3 protein-coding genes are annotated in these 1,216 nt (G+C 73.6%); 1 reads left to right on the top strand and 2 read right to left on the bottom strand.

Annotated features, from left to right (window positions below; all coding sequences use genetic code 11):
- Both DQW85_RS22725 and DQW85_RS22730 read right to left on the bottom strand, forming a co-directional pair.
- Nucleotides 1-463: SdpI family protein (locus DQW85_RS22725; RefSeq protein WP_205315325.1), on the bottom strand; the 463-nt coding region annotated here is incomplete at its 3' end.
- Nucleotides 460-807, bottom strand: coding sequence for a GntR family transcriptional regulator (locus DQW85_RS22730; protein WP_113702176.1), 348 nt, complete (start codon nucleotides 805-807; stop codon nucleotides 460-462). The genes DQW85_RS22725 and DQW85_RS22730, both read right to left, overlap by 4 nt.
- A gap of 149 nt (nucleotides 808-956) precedes the next feature.
- On the opposite strand from DQW85_RS22730, the gene DQW85_RS22735 reads away from it, so the two are divergent.
- The coding region (locus tag DQW85_RS22735) for a M17 family peptidase N-terminal domain-containing protein (RefSeq protein ID WP_275888240.1) at nucleotides 957-1,216 on the top strand (260 nt) is incomplete at its 3' end.

The raw sequence follows: 1,216 nt of genomic DNA on the forward strand, positions 1-1,216 counted from the left end.
GCGGCTCCTCGCCCTCCGGCGACGGCTCGTCAGGCGCGCCCCGGCCGAGGTGGCCGCCGAGCGCCGCCACGGCGACCGCCGCGCAGATCACCGCGACGACGTACAGGCCGTGCAGCCGGGCCTCCCTCCAGGTCGGCGCGTCGAGGTTGGCGAGCAGGGTCGTGGTGCCCAGGCCGAGCACGAACAGCCCGCCGCCGGTCAGGCTCCCCCACCACAGGACGCGCGCCGCCCTGCTCCGCAGGCCGCGAACCGCGGCCGCGAGCAGCACCAGCCAGATGACGCCCCACAGCGCCACCTGCGCCGCCACTCCCACGGCGAACGGCATGCTCCCGTCGGGAGCCGAACCCGGCCCCCAGTGCGTGGCCATCGGGTCGGGCAACCGGTCGCGCAGGGCGAGGGGCATCGCGACGAGGGCGGCGGTGACGGCCGGCCCCCACAGCGGTGCGACGAGGCGGGGGATCATGACAGCTCCTTCAGGATCGCGATGAGGTCTTCGCGGCCGTAACCGTGCCTCCTGGCCTCCTCCAGCAGCTCGCGAACCTGGGCCACGAGCAGCGCGCGGTCCCCGGCGCGGCCCGAGACGCTCACGCCGCGCCCCCGCCGGAACTCCAGGAGCCCCTCGTCGCGCAGGTCGCGCAGGGCGCGCAGCACCGTGTTGGCGTTGATGCCGAGCGCCTGGGCCAGGTCTCGCGCCGGTGGCAGCCGTTCGCCCGGGGCGTAGGAGCCCTCGGCGATGGCGCGGCGGACCGAGGCGGCGACCTGCTCGTGGAGGGGGCGCGCGTCGTTCAGGTCGAGCGTGAGCAACATGGTGCTAATGACTGTAGCACCATTATACCGACAGGCAATCGTAGGATGAACCCCTGTTTGTGAGTACCTCGGAACCGTGGATAGCATCGGTTTACGTGACCACTGTGCGGCTGAACTCAGCAGATCCAGTCTCTTCCGACGCCGACGCATTGATCGTCGGGTTCCGGTCCGGCTCCGAAGGCCCCCTCCCCGCCACGGGCGCCGACTCCCTCGACGCTGCCTTCGGCGGCAAGCTCGCCGCCTCCCTCGCCGCCGTGGGGTTCGCCGGCAAGCCCGGTGAGATCGCCAAGGTCCCCACGTTCGGGGCCATCTCCGCCCCGCTGCTGGTCGCGGTCGGTCTGGGCGACTCCAGCGAGGCCGAGGGCCTGCGCCGCGCCGCCGGCGCGGCCGTGCGCTCCCTGGCCGGCAC

The organism is Nonomuraea lactucae (genome assembly GCF_003313395.1).
GTDB classification, from domain to species: domain Bacteria; phylum Actinomycetota; class Actinomycetes; order Streptosporangiales; family Streptosporangiaceae; genus Nonomuraea; species Nonomuraea lactucae.